A 22,202-nucleotide genomic window follows, 5' to 3' on the forward strand; every position below is an offset into this window, starting at 1 on the left:
ACGAGCGGTGGCGCGATCTCAGCCGTGCGCGCGAAATCGCCTGACCAGGGGAGCGCCATACCGAATGCCCGGCTGTTCGATCAGCCGATAGCTGTAGAACGACAGGGTCAGTGTTCCGACGATCGTGACGACGATCATGGTCGGCGCGTATAGCCAGGCGGCGCCGTTCATGCGGTTGAACATGAACGTCCAAAGCGTCAGTGGAATGGTGTGAACCAAATAGATCGAATAAGATCGCTCACCGAACCATACTAGCGTTTCCGATCCCAGAGCGCGCGAGATATATGATCGAAATCGCGAGCTGGTCGGCCGCATGGTCAGCAACGCAGCGAGCCAGATGGAGAGGGGCAGTATCTGGGAGACGCCGTTGTGGATAACGGAGAATACGCAGAGCGCCGACAGCACCGCTATCACGACGGCGCGAAAAGATGCGTTAGCCCTACGGTCACGGACCAGATAGTAGGACGCTATGCCGATCCCGAAGAGTTGCGGCCTTCTGCCCAGGAACGCCACGCTCATTCCGCTGCTGACGAGCAACAAGGCGGCGATGAACAGCACAAGCAGCGGCGCTATGCGCCGGTTTGTCACACCAAGGTACACGAATGGCGCGATCAGGTAGAATTGCCATTCCATGGACACGCTCCATGCCTGACCAACGATCGCCGCTGCGGTTTTTGGCAGGACGTTCTCGGGTATCAACCCTTGTAAAAGGATCGCGTGCGCGACGAAATGATACGGAAAATTTCGTATCGACTCTCGGGCATTGACGATGCCGCCCTCATTCATGTCGCCGATGCCCTTCAATCCATCGAAAGCATGCACCGTTATGGGAAGAAGAGCGGAAGAGACGATCAGCACGACGAGGTAGAGCGGGAATATTCGCAAAGCCCGGCGAGTGATATAGGGAAGATAGGATTCGCGCTTCAGATCGATCAGCCTGAATATGACGAAGCCAGACAGGATGATGAATACATCCACGGCGAGGATGTTGTGCCGTATGAGATAGAATTGCTGGTTCGCCGCTTAACCGGCATGGCCGATCACCACCCACCACGCCATCAGGCCGCGAAGGCCTTCGAGCGACTGGATCTTGCTACGTTCGGGTGTGGGCTGAGCGATCACGACAGGCTCGGTCGACGCCGCCGCGTTTAACACTATGCGACGGTCCGTTGCAGTGCGGCGACCGTGGTGGGCACCCCCGACAGCGACTTCGGGCCGGCGGTCGCCAGCGTTATGTCGACGAGATCGCCGATTTGGCCACCGGTGACGAGATGCACCGATTGCAGCCACGGCGACTTGCCGAGCATCTGACCGGGGAGCTTGCCCGATCGTTCGATCAACACCGGGCAAGTGCGACCGACGCTGGCGCGGTTGAAGGCGTGCTGGTCGCGGTTTAGCGCTGCCTGAAGGCGCTGTAGGCGATCGTCCATCACCTCGGCGGGAATTTGACCGGGCAGGGTGGCGGCGGGGGTGCCGGGGCGGGGGCTGTATTTGAAGCTGAACGCCTGCGCGTAGCCGACCGCATCGACCAGGCTCAGCGTTTCGGCGAATTGGGCGTCGGTTTCGCCGGGAAAGCCGACGATGAAGTCGCCCGAGAGCGCGATGTCGGGGCGCGCGGCGCGGATGCGGTCGATCAGACGCAGGTACGAATCGCGGGTGTGCGCGCGGTTCATCGCCTTCAGCACCCGGTCGCTGCCTGCCTGCACGGGCAGATGGAGGAAGGGCATGAGCGATTCGACCTGCGCGTGCGCGTCGATCAGCCCCTGGGTCATGTCGTTGGGGTGACTGGTGGTGTAGCGGATACGCGCGAGGCCGGGAATGCGGTCGAGCGCGCGGATGAGGTCGTGCAGGCCCTTTTCGTCGTGGTCCCAGGCGTTGACATTCTGCCCGAGCAGCGTGATCTCGCGCGCGCCCGCGTCGACCAGCGCCTTCGCCTCGTCGACGATGGCGGCGAACGGGCGGCTGACTTCGGCGCCGCGGGTGTAGGGAACGACGCAATAGGTGCAGAACTTGTCGCAGCCTTCCTGCACCGTCAGGAAGGCGCTCGGCCCCACGCGGCGGCGGGCGGGCAGGTGGCCGAATTTCGTCAGCGCGGGCAGATCGGTGTCGAGCGCGCTGGTTCCCGCCGCCGCCTTGGCGACCAGCGCGGGAAGGTTGTGGTAAGCCTGCGGGCCGACGACGACGTCGACCTTCGCACGGCGGACGATCTCTTCCCCTTCCGCCTGCGCCACGCAACCCGCGACCGCGATCATCGGGGTCCGCCCGAGCTTGCCCTGATCCTTGCGAAGCCGGCCGATGTCCGAATAGACCTTCTCGGTCGCCTTCTCGCGGATGTGGCAGGTGTTAAGGACGACGAGGTCGGAGCTGTCGGCATCGGCCGCGACCATGCCCTGCGCGCCCATCAGCTCGGCCATGCGCTCGCCGTCGTAGACGTTCATCTGGCAGCCGAACGACTTGACGTGGAAGGTTTTCGGGGCGGGTTTCATCGGGGCGGCTATAGCGCGTGAGTACCGGTGGGTTAAGCCGTCATCGCCGCCTCGATCCGCGCGCGCGCTTCGGCGGCGATCGCCTTGCGGTTGCCGACTGCCGCCGGGTCGAAGGGTTCGAGCATGTGGAGCGTGACCGCGAACGTGCCCTGGCGCGACAAGATTTTCCGGACGTTGGCGAGCCCGTGTTCGTCGCCGACCCAAGAAACGGCATCGGCGGCGGCGGCGTAATCGATCCATACCGGCTGGACCCGCACCCGCGGAGGCGCTGGGTCGAGCGCCGACAGCAGCGGCGCCTTGAACGGGAGCAGAGCAGCGCCGCCTTCCGTAGTCCCTTCGGGGAAGATGGCGACGCTCCAGCCCGCATCGAGCGTGGCCTTGATGTCCGCCACCTGGGTTCCGATCGCCATCCGGTCGCCGCGCGCGACGAACACGGTGTGGTTGAGCGCGCATAGCCAGCCGATGAGCGGCACCTTCGCCAGCTCGCGCTTGGCGATGAAAGCGGTGCCGGTGGCGCCGGCCAGGACCAGGATGTCGAGCCAGCTCTGGTGGTTGGCAACGAAGAAGGCGTCGCGGCGCAGCGGCGTTCCGGCGACGATGCGCCGCGCTCCCGCAAAACGCCCGATGGTGCCGAGCAGGAAGCGTGGCCAGGGCGAGGGCAGCCGGAACAGCCGCCACAGGCCGTGCAATGGCAGTGCAAGCAGGAGCGCGGCGGCCATAGCCGCCACGCGCATACCGACCCGCACGGCCGCGACCGCGCTCAAGTCTTGCGGTCGATCGCCACGCCGTAGAGCTCCATCCGGTGATCGACCAGGCGGAAGCCCAGCTTCTCGGCGATGGCCTTCTGGAGCTGTTCGAGCTCGGGATCGACGAATTCGATCACCTTGCCGGTCTCGACGTCGATGAGGTGATCGTGGTGGGCTTCGGGGGCGGGCTCGTAGCGCGCGCGGCCGTCGCCAAAATCGTGGCGGTCGAGGATGCCGGCTTCCTCGAACAGGCGCACGGTGCGGTAGACGGTGGCGATCGAGATGCCCGGATCGACCGCGGAGGCGCGCGCGTACACCTTCTCGACGTCGGGATGGTCGTCGGCATTGGACAGGACGCGCGCGATCACGCGGCGCTGCTCGGTGATGCGCAGGCCCTTCTGGTTGCAGAGGGCTTCGAGATCGATGTTGCGCGGCATGATGGGTGTCCCGGTTGCGTCATCGCTGTAGCGCGCCATCGCTGTTGCGAAAAGGGCGAGCGACTCGCAATACGTTCGCCCTTCCGTTCGTGCTGAGCGCAGTCGAAGCACCTTTGCCGTGGCCATGCCCTTCGACTTCGCTCAGGGCGAACGGAGAGACGTCAGGTGAGCTGCTTGGCGTAGGTGTGCGCGTCGAACGAATGGCCCGCGTTGCCGCGGTAATAGCCGCGGCGTTCGCCGACCTGCGCCAGCCCGTGCGCGGTGTAAAGCCGGATCGCGGGATTGCCCGCGCGGACCTCCAGGTGGAGCTTGCGGACGCCGCGGGCGCTGCAATCGGCGTCGATCGCACGCAGCAGCGCGCCGCCGATGCCCGCGCGGCGGCGCGAGGGATCGACCGCGATCAGCAGCAGTTCGGCCTCGTCGAGCACCGCGCGGACCAGCGCGAAGCCGGCGGGGGTGTCGTCGACCAGCGCCAGCGTCAGCCGGATGCCGGGCATGGCGAGGACGCCGAGCGTCTGGCTGCGGGTCCAGGCTTCGCCGAACTTCGGATCGAAGGCGGCGGCCATAATCCGGCCGACCGCGTCGATGTCGCGCGCGTCCGCGGCGCGCAGCTGGACCGTGCGGGTCGCCATCAGCTGGTAACCCTGGCGCCGGGCGCGCGCTGGGGCAGCTTGGCATCGGGGGCACGGCCGTAGATCGGGCGTGGCGGCAGCGTGACGAGGGCCGTGGGCAGCAGGATGACGTCGGCGGCGTCGGGGAGCGCGTCGGTCGCATCGACCGCGGGATCGGCCGCGCGAAGACGTGCGGCGCCGTTGCCGACCGCGGGGACCGCGCCGATGGCGGCGATCGCGGCATCGGGCTTCAGCGAGACGAGCGGCGCGAGCGTGTCGAGGGTGGCGGCGAAGCGTTGCATGAACACCTCACCGTGCCCGCCCTCGATCACGACGGCAAGCGTGTCGCAGCGCCAGTCGCGAAAGCCTGCGGCGGCGATCAGCGCGAGCGAGGAATAGCCGTGGACCGGCACGCCCCAGCCGAGCCCGAGCCCGCGGGCAGCGGCGATGCCGACGCGCAGGCCCGTGAAGCTGCCCGGACCGCAATCGACCAGGATCGCGTCGGCGCGGCCGCCGCCGGGAAGGTCCGCGATCATCGGCACCAGCCGCTCCGCATGGCCGCGCTCGACGACCTCGTGCAGTCGCGCGACGACTGCGCCGCCCTCGATCAGCGCGACCGAGCAGGCTGCGGTCGCGGTGTCGATGACGAGCGTGCGTGTGGGCGTGGATGTCATGACGGACATTGGGTTCGTGTCTTCCTTCGTCACCCCGTTCAAGGCCGGAGCAACGGGAAGAGATCCGCTGTGCGCAAGTCTCTACGCGATGCGGTTGAAGCGCTCGAAGGCGGGCCGGGGCGAGCGGGCATAGACGCTTGCCGGATCGCCGTGGCCCAGGGTTGAGATGAAATTGGTCCGCACCGACGGCGTGTCGGCAAAGAACGCCGCATCGACCTTGCCGCCATCGAACCCCGACATCGGCCCGGTATCGAGCCCGAGCGCGCGTGCGGCCATGATGAGATAGGCGCCCTGCAGCGAAGAGTTGCGGAACGCCGACGCCTCGCGCAGCTCGCGATTGCCGTCGAACCACGCCTTGGCGTCCGCATGCGGGAACAGATCGGGCAAATGTTCGTGGAAATCGGTGTCCATGCCGATGACGACCGACACGGGCGCACTCATGATCTTGGGGGCGTTCTGCGCCGAGCACGCCGCGGCGAGCGTTTCTTTCGACTCCTGCGACACGCACCAGACCATTCGCGCGGGCAGCTGGTTGGCGGAGGTCGGGCCCATCTTCATGACGTCCCAGATCGCGTGGAGCTCGGCCTCGGCGACGGGTTCGTCGGTGTAGCCGTTGTACGACCGCGCCTTGAGAAACAGCTGGTCGAGTGCGGCCTGGCCGATGTTCATACTGCCCTCACTTCGGTGACTTCGGGAACATAGTGGCGGAGCAGTTGCTCGATGCCCTGTTTCAGCGTCGCGCTGGATGACGGGCAGCCCTGGCATGCGCCCTGCAGCTGGAGGTAGACCTTGCCCTTGTCGAAGCCGCGATAGACGATGTCGCCGCCGTCGTTGGCGACCGCAGGGCGGACGCGAGTGTCGATCAGCTCGCGGATCTGCGCAACGATGTCGGCGTCGGCGGGATCGTCGGTGGCGATCATGTCGTCGGGCGCGACCGAGAAGCCCGCCGTCCCGACGCTGCGGAACAGCGGCATGCGCGCGGCGAAATGATCGTGGAGGATCGCCAGCACGTCGGGCTTGAGGCTCGACCAGGCGATGCCGGGCGCGGCGGTGACCGAGACGAAGTCGCGGCCGAAGAACACGCCGGTCACGTCGCCGAGCGCGAAGATCGCCTCGGCGAGCGGGCTGGCCTCGGCTTCCTCCGGCGTGGCGAAGTCGCGGGTGCCGGAGTCCATCACGGCCTGGCCGGGAAGGAATTTCAGGGTCGCCGGGTTGGGCGTGGGTTCGGTCTCGATCAGCATGCCCGCCATGTGGCGTGGCAGACGGTGGGGCGCAAGCGTTAGACGTCGTGCTGCCTGGCCCCGTGATTCCAGCGGTCGATGTTCGCGAGTGCCCCCTGGACGAAGGCCGAGCGGCGGATGACACCGAGGAACAGGTCGGCGAGCCACTTGCCGGGATTGCGCAAGGGCCGCTCGAACTGGATCAGCAGGACGACGCGGGTGCCCGCGGTGTCGTTCCAGACCTCGTGGTCGTAGGTGTCGTCGAACAGCAGCGTCTCGCCTTCGGCCCAGCGGACGACACGGCCGCCGACCCGCATGCGGACGTCGCCGTCGCGCGGCACGACCAGCGCGAGATGGCAGGTGATCAGCCCCTTGGTGACGCCGCGATGCTCGGGGATGTGGGTGCCGGGTGCGAGAATCGAGAAGAAGGCGCTGTTCAGCCCAGGCACGGCCGCGACCGCCGCCTGTGTCCGGGGGCACCGCGCGAGATTGTCCGATATCGGAAAGCCGTAGCCCCAGAGGACGAACGACCGCCATTTGCCGACCTCCGCGATCGAGCGGTGATCGGGGGAGATCGTCGCGAGGCTCGGCGCGCCGTGAAGCGCCACCGCCAGCGCCTCGTCGCGGATCGCGTGCCATTGATCGCGCAGGCCCTGCGTCCAGGCGAAGTCGCGGACGTCGAGGACGGGATCGTTGGCGACCAGCGAGGAGGAGGCGATCAGCCGGTCGAAGGCGCCGCGCAGGTGCTTGCCCACGCGGATGACGAGCGGCCGGCCGGGCTCGGCGCGCAACGGCCGCGCGGGTTCGGGCGCGGCCTCGGGCACGTCCGTTCGCACATCCGGACGGAGCCCTGTTCCGCTGTCCAGTGCGGCCCCCGATCGGAGCCCGATGCCTGCCGTCATCTCGTCCCTGCATTCGCGATGCGCCGACTCGCCGTCGATCGCGCAAGTTCGGTTACGCGTGCTATGGGACGAAATGATGGCCGGCCCCGGGGTGGCGGGAAGGGCCGGGGCGCGCTACGTAGGGCCGATGGCGTTCCTGTCGCGCGCGTTCGGCGCTTCGCTCATCCTCTCCCTCGTCGTCGCGGTCGGCCCTACGGTCGCCCAGCAGGTGGCGCCCGTTGCGGTCCCCGCCGACGCGCCGTTGCCGGGGATACCGGGGGTCGATCAATCGGCGTGGCTCTACAAGGGCAGCGACCTTGGCCGCGATGCCGAGTGGAAGTTCGGGACGCTGCCCAACGGCCTGCGCTTCGCGGTACGGCGCAACGGCGTGCCGCCGGGGCAGGTGGCGGTGCGGGTGCGGATCGACGCGGGATCGCTGAACGAGCGCGACGACGAGCGCGGTTTTGCGCATTTCATCGAGCATCTGTCGTTTCGCGGCTCCGAATACGTGCCCGACAGTCAGGCCAAGCGCATCTGGCAGCGGTTCGGCGCGACCTTCGGCTCCGATTCCAATGCGCAGACGACGCCGGTGTCGACCACCTACAAGCTCGATCTGCCCTCGGCGACCGAGGCGGGGCTCGACGAGAGCATGAAGATCCTCGGCGGGATGATGGCCAAACCTGCGATCACCGATGCCGCGATCACCGCCGAGCGCCCGGTGGTGCTGGCCGAGCAGCGCGAGCAGCCGGGGCCGCAGGTGCGTTTCGGCGACGCGCTACGCCAGACCTTCTTCGCCGGGCAGCCGCTGGCGGAGCGGTCGCCGATCGGCACGGTCAAGACGCTGGAGGCGGCGACCGCGGCGAGCGTCGGCGGGTTCCACGATCGCTGGTATCGCCCCGAGCGCACGACGGTGATCGTCGCCGGCGACATGGACCCAGGCGTCTTCGCGCGGCTGATCGTCAAGAATTTCGGCGGGTGGAAGGGCGTCGGCGCGAACCCGGCCGATCCCGATTTCGGCAAGCCCGATGCATCCAAGCCGGTTTCGGGTGTCGTCGTCGAGCCCGGGCTGCCGCCGCTCGCCGCGATGGCGGTGATCCGGCCGTGGACATTCAACGACGACACGGTGATCTTCAACCAGAAGCGGATGGTCGACACGCTGGCGGCGCGGCTCATATCCCGGCGGCTGGAGCAGCGCGCGCGCGGCGGCGGGAGCTTCATCCAGGCGGGCGTGTCGATCGACGACGTGTCGCGCTCAGCCAACGTCACCAGCGTCAACATCGTGCCGGTCGGCGACGCATGGGAGCCCGCGCTGAAGGACGTCCGCGCGGTGATCGCCGACGCGATGGCGCAGGCCCCGACCCAGGCCGAGGTCGACCGCGAATACGCCGATTTCGACACGATCCTGCGCACCAGCGTCGAGACGTCGCGGGTCGAGGCGGGGGCCAAGCAGGCCGACGACATGGGCGAGGCGCTCGACATTCGCGAGACGGTGACGACGCCCGAGGTATCCTATGCCATCCTGACGAGCGCGCACGAAAAGGGGATGTTCACGCCCGCAGCGATCCTGGCGTCGACGAAGAAGATCTTCGAGGGCGATGCGACTCGCGCGTTGCTGAACATCCGCACGCCCGATCCCGCGGTAACCGCCAAGCTGGCCGCGGCGCTGAAGGCCGATGTCACCGGACTGGCGGGCAAGCGGCAGGCGCAGAATGCGGTGACCTTCGCGCAACTGCCCGCGCTGGGCACGCCGGGGACGGTCGTGTCGCGGGTGCCCAACGGCAAGCTCGATATCGAGCAGGTGGCGTTCTCCAACGGCGTGCGTGCGCTGATTTTCCCGAGCACGTCGGAGACGGGCCGCGTCTATGTCCGCGTGCGTTTCGGCGGCGGCTACAATGCGCTGCCCGCCAAACGCGCGAGTGCGGCCTGGGCGGGGCCGCTGGCGCTGGTGCAGAGCGGGGTGGGCACGCTGAACCAGGGCGATCTCGACCAATTGGTCGCGGGGCGGCGGATCGGCATCGACTTCGGTGTGACCGACGATGCCTTCGTGCTGGCGGCGCTGACCTCGCCCGCCGATCTGGAGGATCAGCTGAAGCTGCTCGCGGCCAAGCTGGCGGCGCCCGGCTGGGATGCGGCGCCGATCGCACGGGCGAAGGCGGTCGCGCTGGCGGGTTATGATGGCTACGACCAGTCGCCCGACGGGGTGCTGTCGCGCGATCTGGAAGGCCTGTTGCGCGACGGCGATCCGCGCTCGGTGACGCCGACGCGGGCGCAGATTTCGGGCACGACGGCCAAGCAGTTCCGCGCGCTGTGGCAGCCGCTGCTAGCGTCGGGGCCGATCGAGGTGTCGGTGTTCGGCAACGTGGGTGCCGATCAGGCGGTGGCGGCGATCGCCAAGACCTTCGGCGCATTGAAGCCGCGCGCCGCCGATGCGCGGGCGGCGCCGGTGCGCTTTCCGGCGCATGTGGCGGCGCCGGTGGTGCGGACCCATCAGGGTGCGGACAATCAGGCGGCGGCGGTGATCGCCTGGCCGACCGGGGGCGGTGCGGACGGGGTTGCCGAGAGCCGGCGGCTCGACGTGATCGCGCAGGTCTTCGGCGACCGGCTGTTCGACCGGCTGCGCTCGGAAGCGGGCGCGAGCTATACGCCCTCCGTCCAGAGCCAGTGGCCGGTGGGACTGGCGAGCGGCGGGCGGCTGATCGCGATCGGGCAGGTCGCGCCCGCCAATGTCGACCTGTTCTTCCGCCTGGCGCGCGAGATCGCGGCGGACCTGGTGGCCAGGCCGATCGACGCCGACGAGTTCAAGCGGACGATGCTGCCCTACACCCAGTCGATCATCCGCCAATCGAGCGGCAACCAGTTCTGGCTGCGCGAACTGGCCGGCGGTGCGTTCGACCCGCGCCGGATCGCGGCGACCGAGCGGCTGGGCGAGGACATCCGCGGGATCACGCCGGAGCAGTTGCAGGCGACGGCGGCGAAGTATCTGCGGCCGGAACGCGACTGGACGTTGAAGGTGGTGCCGGAGGGGAAGTGACGGCGGATGGTCGATGCGAACACGGCGACGGGTGTCAACTCCGAGCAGCTCATCCTCAACGAACGGACGAAAGTGGTGAGTTCTACACTCGCCCGTCTCGGCAGCGTTCTTTTGGCGGCGGCGGCGGCCAAGACCTATATAGATGATTCGCTGAGCGTCGCCGCGGTTGGTTGGTTCGGGGGTGTGGTTCTGTTATGGTGGGGTGCCTGGGAATTTCTAGGCGTGATGCGGAAGGAAAGCTGAATGCACTGGCCTGATTTCGCTGAGTACCTGCCGGGCATCCTGGGCATCGTTATAGGTTTGAGCGCCGTGATTACGGCCAAGCGGCTCAACGCAGCCCAAAGGTCTCGAAAATAGCGGTTGGCGGTTTGCGCGCCGCCAGTACGTCCGCCACGGTGTGCAGCAGGGGGGTGTGGATGCCGGCCAGATGCGCCTCGATCGCCGCGACCGCGCGAACGCCTTCGGCCAGGAAATCGGAGCGGGTGGTGTCGAGCGGGATGCCCTTGCCGATCATCAGTCCGAGCGTGCGGTTGCGGCTGGTGTCGCACAGGCCGGTCAGGAGCGTGTCGCCGATGCCGGCGAAACTGGTGACGACGCCTTCGTCGTAGCCGAGGCCGAGCAGGATCGTCCGCAATTCGCGGATGACCAAAGTCGCGGCCATGTAGATCGTGTTTTCGGACGGACCGGTCGAGCCGACGAGGCCCAGCGCAATGGCGTAGACGTTCTTGAGCGCGCTCGCGATGTCGATCGCGTCGGCGGAATCGGTCCGGTCGAAGACGATCGGCGCGTTGTGGAACAGGTCGATCACCGCATCGGCGCAGGACGGCGAGCCGCCGCAGCTGAGGCCCGACCATTCGCCCAGGAACAGCGGACGCGCGAACGTTGGGCCCTTTAGCGCGGTGTAGCGGACCTGCGGCGCAACCTGGCGGAACAGTTCGGCGAAGGTGAAGTGCTCGGCATGCAGCCCCTTCACGAGATTGACGACGAGCGCTTGCGGGTGTGCCTGCGCGATCGTTGCCGCATAGTCGTCCATGACGCGCGCGGGGAAGGCGAGGAACAGCGCGTCGGCGTCCGCCACGTCGGCGAAGGCGGTGCTGACGCGCATGCCGGGGGGCAAGTGCTGGCCGGGAAAGTAGCGCGCGTTCTGGTTGGTGGACCGGATCGCGTCGGCTTGTTCGGCGGTGCGGCAGAGCAGGACGACGTCGTGCCCCGCGCGCGAGAGTACGGCGCCGACCGCGGTGCCGAACGCGCCCGCGCCGAGCATGGCGACACGTGCCACCTAGGCGATCCGGTTCTTGACGAGGTCGTCGACGACCGCCGGATCGGCGAGCGTCGAGGTGTCGCCCAGCGCGGCGGTGTCGCCTTCGGCGATCTTGCGCAGGATGCGGCGCATGATCTTGCCGCTGCGTGTCTTGGGTAGCCCCGGCGCGTGCTGGAGCGCGTCGGGGGTGGCGATGGGTCCGATTTCGCGGCGAACCCAGTCCTTCAGCTCGTTGGCCAGCTGCTCGCTCCATGCGATGCCGGCGTTGAGCGTGACATAGGCGTAGATGCCCTGACCCTTGACGTCGTGCGGCATGCCGACGACCGCGGCCTCGGCGACATGGCGGTGGAGGACGAGCGCGCTCTCGACCTCGGCGGTGCCCATGCGGTGGCCGCTGACGTTGATGACGTCGTCGACCCGGCCGGTGATCCAGTAATAGCCGTCGGCGTCGCGGCGGCAGCCGTCGCCGGTGAAATAGGTGCCGGGATAGGTGGTGAAATAGGTTTGGAAGAAGCGGTCGTGATCGCCCCAGACGGTGCGCATCTGGCCGGGCCAGCTGCGGGTGATGACGAGGTTGCCTTCCGCCGCGCCTTCGAGGATCGCGCCTTTCTCGTCGACGAGTTCGGGGAACACGCCCGGAAGCGGCTTGGTCGCCGATCCGGGCTTGAGGTCGGTCGCGCCGGGCAAGGGGGCGATCATCGCCGCGCCGGTCTCGGTCTGCCACCAGGTGTCGACGATGGGGCACCGTCCTTCGCCGACGACGTCGTGATACCAGCGCCACGCCTCCGGGTTGATCGGCTCGCCGACGGTGCCCAGCAGCTTGAGTGACGAGCGGTCGGTGGCGGTGACGAAATCGTCGCCTTCCTTCATCAGCGCGCGCAAGGCGGTGGGGGCGGTGAAGAGAGTGTGGACACTGTGGCGGTCGACGATCTCCCAGATGCGGCTCGGGGTCGGCCATGACGGCAACCCTTCGAACATCAGCGTCGTCGCGCCGTTGGCGAGCGGGCCGTAGAGGATGTAGCTGTGCCCGGTCACCCAGCCGATATCGGCGGCGCACCACCAGATGTCGCCGGGGCGGTAATCGAAGCAGAGCGCATGGGTGTAGCTTGCCCAGAGCAGATAGCCCGCAGTGGTGTGAAGGACGCCCTTGGGCTTGCCGGTCGACCCGCTGGTATAGAGAATGAACAGCGGGTCCTCGGCACCGACGGTCACGGGTGGGCAGTCGATGGCGACGTCCGCGGCGGCATCGTGGTACCAACGGTCGCGGTCGCCCATCGGCACGTCGGCGCCGGTCGCCTGCACCACGATGACGCGTTCGAGGGTGGGCGCGCGCTCCGCGGCGGCATCGACATTGGCCTTGAGCGGCACGCGCTTGCCGCCGCGGCGGCCTTCGTCGGCGGTGACGACGATGCGCGACCCGCAATCCTCGATCCGCCCCGCGAGCGCTTCGGGAGAGAAGCCGCCGAACACCACCGAGTGGATCGCGCCGATCCGCGCGCAGGCGAGGACCGCGAAGGCGGCTTCGGGGATCATCGGCAGGTAGATCGTGACGCGGTCGCCCTTGGCAACACCTTGGCACTTCAGGACATTGGCGAAGCGGCAGACCTCGGCGTGGAGTTCGCGATAGGTGAAGCGACGAGGTTCCTCGGCGGGGTCGTCGGGTTCCCAGATCAGTGCGAGCGCATCGCCGCGTGTCGCCAGATGGCGATCGAGGCAGTTGACGCTGGCATTGAGCCGGCCGTCGGCGAACCAGCGGACGTGGAAGTCGTTCGCGTCGAAAGACCAGTCGCCGGCCTGGGTCGGCGGCGCGATCCAGTCGAGGCGCTTGGCCTGATCGAGCCAGAAGGCGTCGGCATCGTCTCGCGAAGCGGCGTACATCGCGTCATAGCCGTTGGCGTCGATGCGGGCGTTCGCGGCCCATGCGGCGGGAACGGGGTAGATGTCGGTCATCGGCGCTCTCCTGTCGCGCGTGCTTTGCCCGCGATTGGTAGCCGAACGCAAGGGGATGAGACATGCCTCATTTTAGCCGGCGTTGACACTCGTTGACACGTGAACGCGTGATGATCGGCGCCGATCGTTTCCGTTTTGGCGATCATTCGGCAAGAGCGCGCAAGTGCATGAGGGCATGATGCACAGTTGCGGCGTGTAGGACAGCCTTGTGTCGCCCCGGCCTTCTCGATCTCCGCTACACGATCCGGTACGGCACCACTCGCCTGACATCCGCCTCGACCGCGATGGCGCGGTCCGCTGGCGGAAAGGCGCGCTGGTCGCAGTCGGGGCGGGGGCACAGGCGGCACGACGGGCCGATGCCGACCGGCCTGGCCGCGCGGTCGATCGCGTCGGCGTAGACGAAATCGGCGGCGTGCGCGGCTTCGCAGCCCAGGAGCACGGCGTAACGGCGCGGGCGGCGGTGAAAGCTGCCGGAGGATTTGACCAGGCCCTTGGCCATCGAGACGTAGCGGACGCCGTCGGGAGTCTCCGAATGCTGGACGAGGATGCGGTCGGGGATCGCGACCGCTTCGTGCACCACCCACAGCGGGCAGGCGCCGCCGAAGCGCGCGAACTGCATGCGGGTGGCGGAGTGGCGCTTGGTAATGTTGCCGGCCATGTCGACGCGGCAGAAGTAGAAGGGGATGCCCTCGGCACCCGGGCGCTGGAGGGTGGAGAGGCGGTGGCAGGCCTGTTCGAAGCTGACCCCGAAGCGGCGCGAGAGGCGGTCGATATCGTGGCGGACGCTGCGCGCCACCGTGCGGAAGTGTTCGTACGGCATCACCAGCGCGCCTGCGGCGTAATTGGCGAGGCCGATGCGCAGCAGACGGCGGGCTTCGATATCGGGCAAGGGGGCGGCTTCGACCACCGCGGCGATGATATCGGCAAACGTGATCGCAGCGAGGCGATGCGCGAGCTGGAAGCGGCGGCTCTCGGGCGGCAGCGTGGCGTTGAGCGTCAGGGTACGGGCATCGAAACGGGCGAGAGGGGCATCCTCGTCGGGGTCGTCGCGCAGGGAAATGCCTTCGCCGGCGAGTGCGGCGACGAGCGCATCGTCGACCCCGGCCTTTGCCGCACCGGTCGCAAGCGCAACAGCCAATTGTTCGGCGGCACGGTCGAGCGGATCGACGTAATTGCCCGCATCATGGAACCAGTCGCGCACCGCTTCCCAGGGCAGGCGCGCGGCGTTGCCCGCAGTCATCGTCTCCTCCGCGATGCCGGAGCGCTCCTCGGCAGCACGCTTGGCGGCGTGGAGCGCGACGATGCGGTCGGCGATCTCGGGGCGTTCCTCGGCCAGCTTGGCGAGGACGTCATGGGGCGGCACCGGCGGCAGCGCCGGGTCGGCGAGGGCTTCGGCGAGCGCGGCGAGGCGCTGTGCCGGGGCCATGCCCTGCATCACCGCGAGCGCGGTCGGATGACGACGGCCGAGCGCGGCGGCAACGGCGGGCGTGAGCGGGCGCTCGCCGCTTTCCAGCTGCGACAGGTAGCTGACCGAGATGCCGAGCCGCTCGGCGAACGTGCGCTGGTTGAGACCGGCATCGCGGCGTGCGGCGCGGAGTTGTTCGCCGACGTAAAGGCGGGAGCGGGCCATCGGCTACGGATAGTTCGCAAACGGGGAGTTTGCAATTTCGCAACTTCGCATTTGCGTGGACGCACATCGCTTGGCAAGGCGGAGCAGCCCGTGGGAGGAGTGCCGAAATGTCGTCGACCATCGCAATGCTGGAGGCGAAGCGGGCAGCGGCCAGAGCGGGGGGCGGTGATAAAAGGGTCGCCGCCCAACACGCCAAGGGCAAGCTGACCGCGCGCGAGCGGCTGGACGTGCTGCTCGACGAAGAATCGTTCGAGGAGCTCGACATGTTCGTCGAGCACAATTGCGTCGATTTCGGCATGCAGGACCAGGTGTTTCCCGGCGACGGAGTGGTCACCGGCAGCGGCACGATCAACGGACGGCTGGTGTTCGTCTTTTCGCAGGATTTCACGGTGTTCGGCGGATCGCTCAGCGAACGGCATGCGCAGAAGATCTGCAAGATCATGGACATGGCGCTGAAGGTCGGCGCACCGGTGATCGGGCTGAACGACAGCGGCGGCGCGCGCATTCAGGAGGGGGTGGCGTCGCTCGGCGGCTATGCCGAGGTGTTCCAGCGCAACGTGCTGGCGTCGGGCGTGGTGCCGCAATTATCGCTCATCATGGGGCCGTGCGCGGGGGGCGCGGTGTACAGCCCGGCGATGACCGACTTCATCTTCATGGTGAAGGATTCGAGCTACATGTTCGTCACCGGCCCCGACGTGGTGAAGACGGTGACCAACGAGGTGGTGACGCAGGAGGCGCTCGGCGGCGCAGTGACGCATACGACCAAGACCAGCGTCGCGGACAATGCGTTCGAGAACGACATCGAAGCGCTGCTCGCGGCACGCGACTTCATCGACTTCCTGCCGCTGTCGAACCGCGAGAGCGTGCCCGAGCGGCCGACGTCCGATCAGTGGGACCGGCGCGAGGAGTCGCTCGACACGCTGATCCCGGCTTCACCCGCCCAGCCGTACGACATGCACGAGTTGATCCGCAAAGTCGTCGACGAGGGCGACTTCTTCGAAACCCAGCCTGCGCATGCTGCCAACATCATCACCGGCTTCGGGCGGGTCGAGGGGCGGACCGTAGGCTTCGTCGCCAACCAGCCGATGGTCCTGGCCGGCGTGCTCGACATCAATTCATCAAAGAAGGCGGCGCGGTTCGTGCGCTTCTGCGACGCGTTCGACATTCCGATCGTGACCTTCGTCGACGTGCCGGGGTTCCTTCCCGGCGTCGCGCAGGAGCATGCCGGCATCATCAAGCATGGCGCGAAACTGCTGTTCGCCTATGCCGAGGCGACGGTGCCCAAGATCACGGTCATCACCCGCAAGGCGTATGGCGGGGCGTACGATGTGATGGCGTCGAAGCACCTGCGCGGTGACTTGAATTTTGCCTGGCCGACCGCGGAAATCGCGGTGATGGGCGCGAAAGGCGCGGTGGAGATCATCTTTCGCGGTCGCACGCCCGAAGAGATCGCCGAGCGCACCGCGGAGTATGAGGCGCGCTTCGCCAATCCGTTCGTCGCGGCGAGCAAGGGCTTCATCGACGAGGTGATCCAGCCGCATTCGACCCGGCGGCGAATTGCGCTGGGGTTACGCAAGCTGCGGGGGAAGGTGCTGGAGAACCCGTGGAAGAAGCATGACAATATTCCATTATGAGCGCGTCGTGGCCTGCGCTCTTATTTGCGGTTTTCGTCATGTTCTTCGCAATCAAGATCGGTTCGGCGCTGATCAACGCCGAAACCTCGTTCGGGCGCGGCCCGCCCCGTATCCACCCCCGTCGCAGCGCCGCATACTGGATGCTCCTTGCGCTCTACCTGTTCATGATCTTGATTTCGGGGCGGCTCGTGATCGATTGGGCTTGTCATCCCAAAAAGTTTGCGCCTGGAGACGCGCGTTGACCGTCCACCGCATCCGCCGTGTCCACATCGCAGCCCGCTCTACGATACAACGATTGCGCGCGGACAACCTTCACATTATCATGTCATGTGAAGGAGTCCTGCGATGCAGACCGAACGCGTGACGTTTCTGACCACCCCCGACCACAAGGCGGCGCTCGACGCATTTGCCAACGCGCAAGGCCGGTCGGTAGGCCACGTCGTTCGGGAAGCAACTGCCAGCTATATCGCCCCGTCCCCTGTCGAGAGCGAGATCGAGCGTGAACTCGAAGTGTTGCTGCCCGAGGCCGAAGCCGCAATCCATGCCATGATCGACGATGTTGCCGCCATGCGCACCATGATCGCCGAGGCCAGGGCAGCGATCGACGAAGCTCTCAAAGGGGATAATTTGAAGCCATGAGCGCGACCGATCGTACCCTCGACACGCTCAAAGCCGTTTTCACGTATCGACAGCAGATGGCCGATCTACGTCAGGATCTGAAGGAGCTTGGCGGATCGATGCGCGATCTCGCCGCCAGCCATGCCAACCTGCGCGATCGTGTCAGTCGTATCGAAGGCTTTCTGGGGCGTGTCGTCGGCGGCGGCGGTGACGTGCCGGAGATTGGACTATGACCCTGGGCCGCCTCAACCATGTTGGCGTGGCCACGCCATCAATCGCGCGGTCGGTCGAGACGTATCGCACGCTGCTGGGTGCCGACGCGATCGGCGAGCCGTTCGACTTGCCCTCGCAAGGGGTTAAGGTTTGCTTCGTCGATGCGCCCAATACGCAGATCGAGTTGATCGAGCCGTATGATGACACCTCGCCGATCGCGGGGTTCCTGCGGAAGAACCCGGCGGGGGGGCAGCATCATGTGTGTTTCGAGGTGCCCGACATCCACGCCGCGGTTGCCGAGTTGACGGCCAAGGGCGCGACGGTGCTCGGGAGCCCTCGGATCGGCGCGCATGGGACACCGATCGTTTTCGTCCACCCGAAGGATTTCGGCGGGGTGCTTGTCGAGTTGATGGAAACGCCGCGCGGGTCGCACGCGTAGCGTTTGCCCGACGAAAGGAGTAGAATCGCCCCATGAACAAGCCGCTTCAGCCGCCGCCCGTTGCCGACGACGATGACGGCCCGCTCGATGAGAATGGCGAGCAGATCTGGTCCCTCCAAGAGGAAGCGGAGAGCGCGCGCATGTGGGCTGATCCCGAGTTCTTGGCCGGGATCGAGGAAGCCGAGCGGCAGATCGATCGCGGTGAATGGTACTCCCAGGAGGAAGTCGTCGCACGGTCGAAGGAGATGAAGCGGCGCTGGTTCGCGGAAAAGGGCATTGCGCCGCCGACCGGCTATTTCGAGCGTTGAAGGTCGTCTGGACGCCGGTCGCCGAAGCCGACCGGCACAGCATCTGGATGTTCCTGGCCGAGCATTCCGTCGTTAGAGCGGACAAGGTCGAGGCGAGACTCCGGCAACGGGTGAACTCGCTACTCGGCGTGCCCAGCCAAGGGCATCCAGTTGCAAGGGGCAGGCGGGAGTTGTCGATTCCCGAAATCCAGCTTCGGGTCGTCTACCGCATCGCCGAAGAAGAGAACGCTATCCGCATCCTTCGCGTCCGGAGCACGCGGCAGAACCGTGAGGGACCATGACCGAACACATCCTGACCGAACGCCGCGGCGACGTGCTCGTCGTCACGCTCAACCGGCCCGACCGGCTCAACGCCGCGCCGCCCGCCATGTTCGCGGAGATCACCGCGGCGCTCGGCACGCTTGGCGGCGCGCGGGCGGTGCTGGTCGCGGGAGCGGGACGGGCTTTCTGTTCGGGGGCGGATGTCGCGGGCGGGGCGCTGGGGGCGGAGAACCCGGGGGAGGCGACCTATGCGGCGTTGACGAAGAGCTACAATCCGGCGCTGCTCGCCATCGCAAATCTCGGCGTGCCGGTGGTCAGCGCGGTGCGTGGGCCTGCGGCGGGAATCGGGTGCAGCCTGGCGCTGGCGGCGGATTTCTGCGTCGCGTCGGACACCGCCTATTTCCTCCAGGCGTTCGTCAATATCGGGCTGGTGCCCGATGGCGGCGCGTCGTGGATGTTGCCCCGGTTGATCGGCAAGGCGCGCGCGACCGAGATGATGATGCTGGGCGAGCGCGTGACCGCGGCAAAGGCGCACGACTGGGGCATGGTCCACCGCGTTGTGTCGGACGAGCAGCTCGAGGGGCAGGCCTTTGCGCTGGCCGAGCGGCTGGCGGCGGGGCCGACCGTGGCGCTGGGGCTGATGCGCCGCGGGCTGCACGCGGCGTATGAGAGCGACTATGCGAGGGCGATGACCGCCGAGGCGGAGAACCAGCGCACGGCGCGCGGGAGTGCGGACTCGGCGGAGGGGGGCATGGCGTTTCTCCAGAAACGCAAACCCGTATTCAGGGGCGAATGATGGCCGAGATCGAGACCAACATGGGCGAGGATGCAGGCAGCGCGCCGCGTCCGCGCGACCTGCCGGAGCCGACCGCTACCCCGGTGCTCGCCGAATGGCAGCGCGCGGCCGCAAAGGAAACCAAAGGCGCCGACCTGACGTGGCGGACGCCCGAGGGCATCGACGTCAAGCCGCTCTACACTGCGGACGACGTGACGGCCAACCCTGGCCTGCCCGGCTTCGCGCCGTTTACGAGGGGCGTGCGCGCGTCGATGTATGCCGGGCGCGCTTGGACGATCCGGCAATATGCGGGCTTTTCGACCGCCGAGGCCTCCAACGCTTTCTACCGGCGCAACCTGGCGGCGGGGCAGAAGGGGCTGTCGGTCGCGTTCGATCTGGCGACCCACCGCGGCTACGACAGCGACCATCCCCGCGTCACCGGCGACGTCGGCAAGGCAGGGGTCGCGATCGACAGCGTCGAGGACATGAAGGTCCTGTTCGACGGCATCCCGCTCGACAAGATGTCGGTCAGCATGACGATGAACGGCGCGGTGATCCCGATCCTGGCGTTCTTCATCATCGCGGGCGAGGAACAGGGCGTGCCGCGCCACCTGCTCGACGGGACGATCCAGAACGACATCCTCAAGGAGTTCATGGTCCGTAACACCTACATCTACCCGCCCGAGCCGAGCATGCGGATCATCGCGGACATCATCGCCTACACGTCTGCCGAAATGCCCAAGTTCAACAGCATCTCGATCAGCGGCTACCACATGCAGGAAGCCGGCGCGACGCAGGTGCAGGAGCTTGCATTTACCATCGCCGACGGTCGCGAGTACGCACGCGCGGCGATGGCGGCGGGGCTGGACATCGATAAATTCGCAGGACGCCTGTCGTTCTTCTTCGCGATCGGCATGAACTTCTTCATGGAAGTCGCCAAGCTGCGCGCGGCGCGGACGTTGTGGCACCGGGTAACCACCGAATTGGGCGCCAAGGACGAGCGCTCCAAGATGCTGCGGACGCATTGTCAGACGAGCGGTGTCAGCTTGCAGGAGCAGGATCCGTACAACAACGTCATCCGCACCACGATCGAGGCGCTGGCCGCGGCGCTGGGGGGGACGCAGTCGCTCCACACGAACGCGCTCGACGAGGCGATCGCGTTGCCGACCGACTTCTCGGCGCGGATCGCGCGGAATACGCAATTGGTGCTGCAGGAGGAAGCGGGCGTCACCAAGGTCGTCGATCCGCTGGGCGGCAGCTATTACGTCGAGAGCCTGACCCAGAGCCTGGTCGACGAGGCGTGGGCGATCATCGAGCGGGTCGAGCGCGAAGGCGGGATGGCCAGGGCGGTCGCCGCGGGCTGGCCCAAGGCGATGATCGAAGAGGCTGCGGCGGCGCGGCAGGCGCGGGTCGATCGCGGCGAGGACGTGATCGTCGGGGTGAACAAATACCAGTTGGCGGAGCAGGACCCGATCGACATTCTGGATGTCGACAACGTCGCAGTACGCGAGGCGCAGGTGGCGCGGCTGGCGCGGATGCGCTCGACGCGGGACGAGGTGGCGTGCCGGGCGGCTCTGGATGCTCTGCGGGAGGGCGCGCGGGGTGACGGCAATCTGCTGGCGCTTGCGGTCGAAGCCGCAAGGACGCGGGCTTCGCTTGGCGAGATATCCTCCGCAATGGAGGACGTGTTCGGGCGCTACGGGACGCAGCCGACGCCGGTGTCGGGCATCTACGGCGGTGCCTATGCCGACGATGCGCGTTGGTTCCGGCTGACCGACGGAGTCGCGGCGACCGAGCGGCGGCTGGGGCGCAAGCCCCGCATGCTGGTCGCCAAGATGGGGCAGGACGGGCACGACCGCGGCGCGAACCTGGTCAGCTCGATGTTCGGCGACCTGGGGTTCGAGATCGTCGCGGGCGCGCTGTTCCAGACGCCCGACGAGGTCGCGACTTTGGCGGTGGCCGAAGATGTCGACATCGTCGGCGCGTCGAGCCTGGCGGCGGGGCACAAGACGCTGATCCCCGAGCTGATCGCGCATTTGCGTGACGCAGGCCGTGCCGACATCAAGGTGATCGCGGGCGGGGTGATCCCCGCACAGGATTACCAGGCTTTGCGCGACGCGGGGGTACAGGCGATCTTCGGACCCGGCACCAATCTGATCCAGGCGGCGGAGGATGTGTTGCGGCTGCTGGGGCACAACATGGCGCCGCAGAGCGACGCCGCATGACCTTGGGCTTTTCCGTCGAGAAGCTGGTGCTCGCCGGGCGGAGCGGGACCGCGCTCAGGATGGGGCTGACTCGGGTGGCCGAGGCGGGATGGCTGCGACCGGACTTCGATCGCGCTGCGCGGGTGGCGGCGTTCGACCGGCATCCCGGGGCGGTTCAGGTGCTGCCGAGCGCGGCGGCGGCTGCTCGCGAGGCCGCGGCAATGGTGGGTGTCGACGGCGGGCTGGGCGAAGCGGCGCGCGCGATCTGGGAGGATCTGTGTATCCTCGAACGTCGTGAGGACGCGTATGTGCTGACCGCGGCGGCGGTGGCGTTTCCCACCGACTGGCGAATCGAGGACAAGATGGGATTGCCGCTGACCGCGGTGCATGCGCCGATCCACGGCTATGCCGAGCAGCTGGCGGCGGGGGTCGACCATTTTCTCGACACGCTGGCGCCGGGGCCGATCTTCGGGCGGGCGAACTGGTTCGTCGTGGCGAACGGCGACTGGCGCTACATGCCCGAGGATGATGCCGCCGAGCGGTTCGCGCATGTCGATGCGGGGAATGCGGGACGGACGCTCTTCGTGCGGTGCGAGCGTCAGACGCTGCGGCGGTTGCCGGGGACGGGGGCGGTGCTGTTCACCATCGGCGTCGCGGTGGCGCGGCTGGATACGCTGTCGACCGCGATCGTCCGCCGTGTCGCTGCGGGGATGGCGGCGCAATCCACTGGCGAGCAAGGGCGACGAGCTGCGCCCTTCTATGCGGGCGCACTATCGGGCTATGCGGCGGACTTGAGCGATTTGGAGATTGCGGCGTGATCGAT

At 67.4% G+C, this 22,202-nt stretch carries 24 protein-coding genes; 12 read left to right on the forward strand and 12 right to left on the reverse strand.

Going from position 1 to position 22,202, the window contains the following annotated elements:
• Positions 1 to 18: 18 nt before the first annotated feature.
• From ACE5C1_RS07705 to ACE5C1_RS07745, 9 genes are all read right to left on the reverse strand, one after another.
• Positions 19 to 978: an acyltransferase family protein gene (locus ACE5C1_RS07705; protein ID WP_374943480.1), complete on the reverse strand. Its 960-nt coding sequence runs from the start codon at positions 976 to 978 to the stop codon at positions 19 to 21.
• Between the two features lie 176 nt (positions 979 to 1,154).
• Positions 1,155 to 2,486 carry a tRNA (N6-isopentenyl adenosine(37)-C2)-methylthiotransferase MiaB gene (gene miaB / locus ACE5C1_RS07710; RefSeq protein WP_374943481.1) on the reverse strand — a complete coding sequence of 444 codons (1,332 nt, stop codon included), beginning with the start codon at positions 2,484 to 2,486 and terminating at the stop codon, positions 1,155 to 1,157.
• 32 nt (positions 2,487 to 2,518) lie between these two features.
• Entirely contained in the window at positions 2,519 to 3,250 is a 732-nt protein-coding gene (locus tag ACE5C1_RS07715) for a lysophospholipid acyltransferase family protein (protein WP_374943482.1), read from the reverse strand.
• On the reverse strand, positions 3,247 to 3,669 hold the full coding sequence (locus ACE5C1_RS07720) for a Fur family transcriptional regulator (RefSeq protein ID WP_374943483.1): 423 nt from the start codon (positions 3,667 to 3,669) through the stop codon (positions 3,247 to 3,249). Before ACE5C1_RS07720 ends, ACE5C1_RS07715 begins: the two co-directional genes overlap by 4 nt.
• A gap of 161 nt (positions 3,670 to 3,830) precedes the next feature.
• The gene (locus tag ACE5C1_RS07725) at positions 3,831 to 4,301 is read right to left on the reverse strand and encodes a GNAT family N-acetyltransferase (protein WP_374943484.1); all 471 of its coding nucleotides are present in this window, start codon (positions 4,299 to 4,301) and stop codon (positions 3,831 to 3,833) included.
• Complete coding sequence (gene tsaB / locus ACE5C1_RS07730) at positions 4,301 to 4,954, reverse strand: tRNA (adenosine(37)-N6)-threonylcarbamoyltransferase complex dimerization subunit type 1 TsaB (RefSeq protein ID WP_374943485.1); 654 nt, start codon at positions 4,952 to 4,954, stop codon at positions 4,301 to 4,303. Before tsaB ends, ACE5C1_RS07725 begins: the two co-directional genes overlap by 1 nt.
• Positions 4,955 to 5,035: 81 nt before the next feature.
• Positions 5,036 to 5,623 (reverse strand): malonic semialdehyde reductase, encoded by a 588-nt coding sequence (locus tag ACE5C1_RS07735; protein ID WP_374943486.1) that lies wholly within the window; start codon positions 5,621 to 5,623, stop codon positions 5,036 to 5,038.
• Positions 5,620 to 6,195 (reverse strand): NifU family protein, encoded by a 576-nt coding sequence (locus tag ACE5C1_RS07740; protein ID WP_374943487.1) that lies wholly within the window; start codon positions 6,193 to 6,195, stop codon positions 5,620 to 5,622. Before ACE5C1_RS07740 ends, ACE5C1_RS07735 begins: the two co-directional genes overlap by 4 nt.
• A 38-nt stretch (positions 6,196 to 6,233) precedes the next feature.
• A complete protein-coding gene (locus ACE5C1_RS07745; RefSeq protein WP_374943488.1) occupies positions 6,234 to 6,998 on the reverse strand; it encodes an aspartyl/asparaginyl beta-hydroxylase domain-containing protein in 765 nt (254 codons plus the stop codon).
• A 205-nt stretch (positions 6,999 to 7,203) separates the two neighbouring features.
• Between ACE5C1_RS07745 and ACE5C1_RS07750 the strand changes: the two genes are divergently transcribed.
• Together ACE5C1_RS07750 and ACE5C1_RS07755 are read left to right on the forward strand one after the other, a co-directional pair.
• Positions 7,204 to 10,086: a M16 family metallopeptidase gene (locus ACE5C1_RS07750; RefSeq protein ID WP_374943535.1), complete on the forward strand. Its 2,883-nt coding sequence runs from the start codon at positions 7,204 to 7,206 to the stop codon at positions 10,084 to 10,086.
• 6 nt (positions 10,087 to 10,092) lie between these two features.
• Complete coding sequence (locus ACE5C1_RS07755; protein WP_374943489.1) at positions 10,093 to 10,329, forward strand: hypothetical protein; 237 nt, start codon at positions 10,093 to 10,095, stop codon at positions 10,327 to 10,329.
• A gap of 85 nt (positions 10,330 to 10,414) precedes the next feature.
• Here ACE5C1_RS07755 and ACE5C1_RS07760 read toward each other — a convergent pair whose 3' ends face one another.
• From ACE5C1_RS07760 to ACE5C1_RS07770, 3 genes are all read right to left on the reverse strand, one after another.
• Positions 10,415 to 11,365, reverse strand: coding sequence for an NAD(P)H-dependent glycerol-3-phosphate dehydrogenase (locus ACE5C1_RS07760; RefSeq protein ID WP_374943490.1), 951 nt, complete (start codon positions 11,363 to 11,365; stop codon positions 10,415 to 10,417).
• Complete coding sequence (acs, locus tag ACE5C1_RS07765; protein WP_374943491.1) at positions 11,366 to 13,297, reverse strand: acetate--CoA ligase; 1,932 nt, start codon at positions 13,295 to 13,297, stop codon at positions 11,366 to 11,368.
• Between the two features lie 235 nt (positions 13,298 to 13,532).
• Positions 13,533 to 14,927 (reverse strand): short-chain fatty acyl-CoA regulator family protein, encoded by a 1,395-nt coding sequence (locus tag ACE5C1_RS07770; protein ID WP_374943492.1) that lies wholly within the window; start codon positions 14,925 to 14,927, stop codon positions 13,533 to 13,535.
• Positions 14,928 to 15,034: 107 nt separating this feature from the next.
• Between ACE5C1_RS07770 and ACE5C1_RS07775 the strand changes: the two genes are divergently transcribed.
• The 10 genes from ACE5C1_RS07775 (at position 15,035) to ACE5C1_RS07820 (ending at position 22,197) form a co-directional block, all read left to right on the forward strand.
• Positions 15,035 to 16,561 (forward strand): acyl-CoA carboxylase subunit beta, encoded by a 1,527-nt coding sequence (locus ACE5C1_RS07775; RefSeq protein ID WP_374943493.1) that lies wholly within the window; start codon positions 15,035 to 15,037, stop codon positions 16,559 to 16,561.
• A gap of 38 nt (positions 16,562 to 16,599) precedes the next feature.
• Positions 16,600 to 16,803, forward strand: coding sequence for a hypothetical protein (locus ACE5C1_RS07780; protein WP_374943494.1), 204 nt, complete (start codon positions 16,600 to 16,602; stop codon positions 16,801 to 16,803).
• A gap of 103 nt (positions 16,804 to 16,906) precedes the next feature.
• Positions 16,907 to 17,200, forward strand: a complete 294-nt coding sequence (locus tag ACE5C1_RS07785) for a hypothetical protein (RefSeq protein ID WP_374943495.1) — start codon at positions 16,907 to 16,909, stop codon at positions 17,198 to 17,200.
• A complete protein-coding gene (locus ACE5C1_RS07790; RefSeq protein WP_374943496.1) occupies positions 17,197 to 17,412 on the forward strand; it encodes a hypothetical protein in 216 nt (71 codons plus the stop codon). The genes ACE5C1_RS07785 and ACE5C1_RS07790 overlap by 4 nt, the downstream gene beginning before the upstream one ends.
• The gene (gene mce, locus ACE5C1_RS07795) at positions 17,409 to 17,831 is read left to right on the forward strand and encodes a methylmalonyl-CoA epimerase (protein ID WP_374943497.1); all 423 of its coding nucleotides are present in this window, start codon (positions 17,409 to 17,411) and stop codon (positions 17,829 to 17,831) included. Before ACE5C1_RS07790 ends, mce begins: the two co-directional genes overlap by 4 nt.
• A gap of 32 nt (positions 17,832 to 17,863) precedes the next feature.
• On the forward strand, positions 17,864 to 18,139 hold the full coding sequence (locus ACE5C1_RS07800) for a hypothetical protein (RefSeq protein ID WP_374943498.1): 276 nt from the start codon (positions 17,864 to 17,866) through the stop codon (positions 18,137 to 18,139).
• Entirely contained in the window at positions 18,136 to 18,420 is a 285-nt protein-coding gene (locus ACE5C1_RS07805; RefSeq protein WP_374943499.1) for a type II toxin-antitoxin system RelE/ParE family toxin, read from the forward strand. The genes ACE5C1_RS07800 and ACE5C1_RS07805 overlap by 4 nt, the downstream gene beginning before the upstream one ends.
• A complete protein-coding gene (locus tag ACE5C1_RS07810; RefSeq protein ID WP_374943500.1) occupies positions 18,417 to 19,196 on the forward strand; it encodes an enoyl-CoA hydratase-related protein in 780 nt (259 codons plus the stop codon). The genes ACE5C1_RS07805 and ACE5C1_RS07810 overlap by 4 nt, the downstream gene beginning before the upstream one ends.
• The gene (gene scpA, locus ACE5C1_RS07815; RefSeq protein ID WP_374943536.1) at positions 19,196 to 21,400 is read left to right on the forward strand and encodes a methylmalonyl-CoA mutase; all 2,205 of its coding nucleotides are present in this window, start codon (positions 19,196 to 19,198) and stop codon (positions 21,398 to 21,400) included. The genes ACE5C1_RS07810 and scpA overlap by 1 nt, the downstream gene beginning before the upstream one ends.
• A complete protein-coding gene (locus ACE5C1_RS07820) occupies positions 21,397 to 22,197 on the forward strand; it encodes a DUF3445 domain-containing protein (protein ID WP_374943501.1) in 801 nt (266 codons plus the stop codon). The genes scpA and ACE5C1_RS07820 overlap by 4 nt, the downstream gene beginning before the upstream one ends.
• The last annotated feature ends 5 nt before the right edge of the window (positions 22,198 to 22,202 follow it).

This window comes from Sphingomonas sp. (assembly GCF_964263785.1).
Classification (GTDB): Bacteria; Pseudomonadota; Alphaproteobacteria; order Sphingomonadales; family Sphingomonadaceae; genus Sphingomonas.

Bases quoted from the DNA above. Each gene is read 5' to 3' on its own strand.
- miaB (WP_374943481.1), bottom strand. From the start codon at position 2,486: ATGAAACCCGCCCCGAAAACCTTCCACGTCAAGTCGTTCGGCTGCCAG.
- ACE5C1_RS07720 (WP_374943483.1), bottom strand. From the start codon at position 3,669: ATGCCGCGCAACATCGATCTCGAAGCCCTCTGCAACCAGAAGGGCCTG.
- ACE5C1_RS07725 (WP_374943484.1), bottom strand. From the start codon at position 4,301: ATGGCGACCCGCACGGTCCAGCTGCGCGCCGCGGACGCGCGCGACATC.
- tsaB (WP_374943485.1), bottom strand. From the start codon at position 4,954: ATGACATCCACGCCCACACGCACGCTCGTCATCGACACCGCGACCGCA.
- ACE5C1_RS07735 (WP_374943486.1), bottom strand. From the start codon at position 5,623: ATGAACATCGGCCAGGCCGCACTCGACCAGCTGTTTCTCAAGGCGCGG.
- ACE5C1_RS07740 (WP_374943487.1), bottom strand. From the start codon at position 6,195: ATGCTGATCGAGACCGAACCCACGCCCAACCCGGCGACCCTGAAATTC.
- ACE5C1_RS07750 (WP_374943535.1), top strand. From the start codon at position 7,204: ATGGCGTTCCTGTCGCGCGCGTTCGGCGCTTCGCTCATCCTCTCCCTC.
- ACE5C1_RS07755 (WP_374943489.1), top strand. From the start codon at position 10,093: ATGGTCGATGCGAACACGGCGACGGGTGTCAACTCCGAGCAGCTCATC.
- acs (WP_374943491.1), bottom strand. From the start codon at position 13,297: ATGACCGACATCTACCCCGTTCCCGCCGCATGGGCCGCGAACGCCCGC.
- ACE5C1_RS07770 (WP_374943492.1), bottom strand. From the start codon at position 14,927: ATGGCCCGCTCCCGCCTTTACGTCGGCGAACAACTCCGCGCCGCACGC.
- ACE5C1_RS07775 (WP_374943493.1), top strand. From the start codon at position 15,035: ATGTCGTCGACCATCGCAATGCTGGAGGCGAAGCGGGCAGCGGCCAGA.
- ACE5C1_RS07780 (WP_374943494.1), top strand. From the start codon at position 16,600: ATGTTCTTCGCAATCAAGATCGGTTCGGCGCTGATCAACGCCGAAACC.
- ACE5C1_RS07785 (WP_374943495.1), top strand. From the start codon at position 16,907: ATGCAGACCGAACGCGTGACGTTTCTGACCACCCCCGACCACAAGGCG.
- ACE5C1_RS07790 (WP_374943496.1), top strand. From the start codon at position 17,197: ATGAGCGCGACCGATCGTACCCTCGACACGCTCAAAGCCGTTTTCACG.
- mce (WP_374943497.1), top strand. From the start codon at position 17,409: ATGACCCTGGGCCGCCTCAACCATGTTGGCGTGGCCACGCCATCAATC.
- ACE5C1_RS07800 (WP_374943498.1), top strand. From the start codon at position 17,864: ATGAACAAGCCGCTTCAGCCGCCGCCCGTTGCCGACGACGATGACGGC.
- ACE5C1_RS07810 (WP_374943500.1), top strand. From the start codon at position 18,417: ATGACCGAACACATCCTGACCGAACGCCGCGGCGACGTGCTCGTCGTC.
- scpA (WP_374943536.1), top strand. From the start codon at position 19,196: ATGGCCGAGATCGAGACCAACATGGGCGAGGATGCAGGCAGCGCGCCG.
- ACE5C1_RS07820 (WP_374943501.1), top strand. From the start codon at position 21,397: ATGACCTTGGGCTTTTCCGTCGAGAAGCTGGTGCTCGCCGGGCGGAGC.